The following is a 1954-nucleotide window of genomic DNA, read 5'->3' on the forward strand; positions in this document are numbered from 1 at the left end:
GACACGGCTCTGCTGAAAAGCAGGGCCTATTTTTATGGCAAAGAAAGCGAGGTCGATAAATTGCTTTTGCCGATTATTATGATCTGCGTCTGTGCGCTGCTGGGCGGTGGGACGCTGATTTTTCTGAAGTTGTCGGCCAAACACAAAAAATCGAAGAACAAGGACAAGGAAGAACTGGCCCAGATCACCGCCAATGAGTTTGTGAATGTGAAAGATATTCGGGGGAACTTCCTCTATACCCGTGACAATCTGGCTCTGGCGTATCTGAAGATCTACCCGATCAGCACAGAACTGTTCAGCAAAAACGAAAAGCGGCTGATTGCCAAGCAGCTTACGGTGAGCCTGTCCAGCGCACAGTACCCGTTTCAGCTTCTTGCTGTATCCCGCCCGGTAGATATTTCTCCGCTGTTGTCGGAGCTATCTGCCACACTCACTTCTTCTTCCGATGTGAAGCAAAAGGAACTGCTGAAGCAGGAAATCGTGGAAATGGGCGCCTTTGCTCTTTCCGGCGAGGTTGTGGAACGGCAATTCTACATCAAGATTTGGGATAGGGTAAGCGATGGCGTTGAGCGCGATCTGCTTCAGAAGCTCAAGCTGCTCGGCGGATATTTTTCGGACAGCGGCATTCAGACCGAGATTTTAGAGCAGCAGGATATTGTCCGGCTGTGCAACCTGGTCAACAACCCCGCCTATGTGCATTTGGAGGATTCCGGCATCAATGCTGCGATCCCGATTTTGGAAAGTGTAGGTGTTGTCTAAGTATGAAGCACACCCGGCAGGATTTGAAAATCATGCAGGGTTGGAGCCTCGAAAGAAAAATCAGAGTTACGCAGACGAGAATCATGGAATGGTATATGCGGTACGATGGGCAGGTCTTTATCAGCTTTTCGGGCGGTAAAGACTCCACCGTGCTGCTTGATCTGGCACGGCGGGTCTACCCTGATATTCCTGCTGTGTATGTTGACACGGGGTTGGAATACCCCGAACTGCGCGATTTCGTAAAAACGAAGGACAATGTTATTTGGCTTCGCCCGCGCTATCCGTTCACTCAGATTCTTGAGAAGTACGGCTATCCGATCATCTCCAAAGAGGTTTCGGATGTTATCAACGGCGCAAGAAAGGGACAACCTTACCGTCTGGCACGACTCAATGGAGAACTGCTGGACAAGAACGGAAAGAAGTCGATTTACAACTGCGAGAATTACAAATACCTTCTGGACGCTCCCTTCAAGATTTCGGCAAGGTGTTGTTACCACATGAAAAAAGCGCCGCTGAACAAATTTGAAAGGCAGTCCGGGCGGCACCCGATTACGGGTGTCCTGGCCTGCGAAAGCAAGCTGCGGGAGCAATCCTGGATCAAGTTTGGCTGCAACGGCTTCGAGCGCCAGCGGCCTCTCAGCCAGCCCCTTGCGTTCTGGCTGGAAGAAGATATTTTGCGGTATCTGAAAATGACCGGCATTCCCTATGCCCCCATCTATGGGGACATTGTTGAAAGCCGCAAGAAGAACGGCACCCCGATTCTGAAAACCACTGGTGTTTCCAGATCGGGGTGTATGTATTGTATGTACGGCGTTCATCTGGAGCATGAGCCGAACCGATTTCAGCTTATGCAGGTGACGCATCCCCAGCAGTATGATTACTGCATCAATAAATTGGGGTGCGGCGCTGTGCTGGACTACATTGGGGTGCCTTACCGCAATCAACAGTTGGAGGTGGATCATTGTTAGGTTCTAAGAAAAAAGAAGAAGCGTTTCCTGTCAATGAAGCGCTGTTAAATGTCATTACCCCGATGGGGCTGGAAATCAAGCGAAACAGTTTGGTCATCGGTGAAAATCTGGGTAAGGTGTACGGCGCCGTCCGCTATCCGCAGAAGGTGGATATGGGGTGGCTTTCCAAGATCACCAACATCCCCAGCACCATTGTTTCGGTGGGGATTACCCCCATTGACAATGGT

At 50.4% G+C, this 1954-nt stretch carries 2 protein-coding genes and 1 pseudogene; all 3 read left to right on the forward strand.

The genetic code is table 11. From position 1 onward, the window contains the following. On the forward strand, positions 1-759 hold a 759-nt coding region (locus tag H8S57_RS16725), incomplete at its 5' end, for a TraC-like domain-containing protein (protein ID WP_369807655.1). Positions 760-761: 2 nt separating this feature from the next. Further along, a complete protein-coding gene (locus tag H8S57_RS16730; protein ID WP_025543799.1) occupies positions 762-1727 on the forward strand; it encodes a phosphoadenosine phosphosulfate reductase family protein in 966 nt (321 codons plus the stop codon). Next, a pseudogene (locus H8S57_RS16735) lies at positions 1721-1954 on the forward strand (VirB4 family type IV secretion system protein); the annotation flags it as partial. The gene H8S57_RS16730 and the pseudogene H8S57_RS16735, both read left to right, overlap by 7 nt.

The organism is Lawsonibacter hominis, from assembly GCF_014287895.1.
Lineage (GTDB): Bacteria > Bacillota > Clostridia > Oscillospirales > Oscillospiraceae > Lawsonibacter_A > Lawsonibacter_A hominis.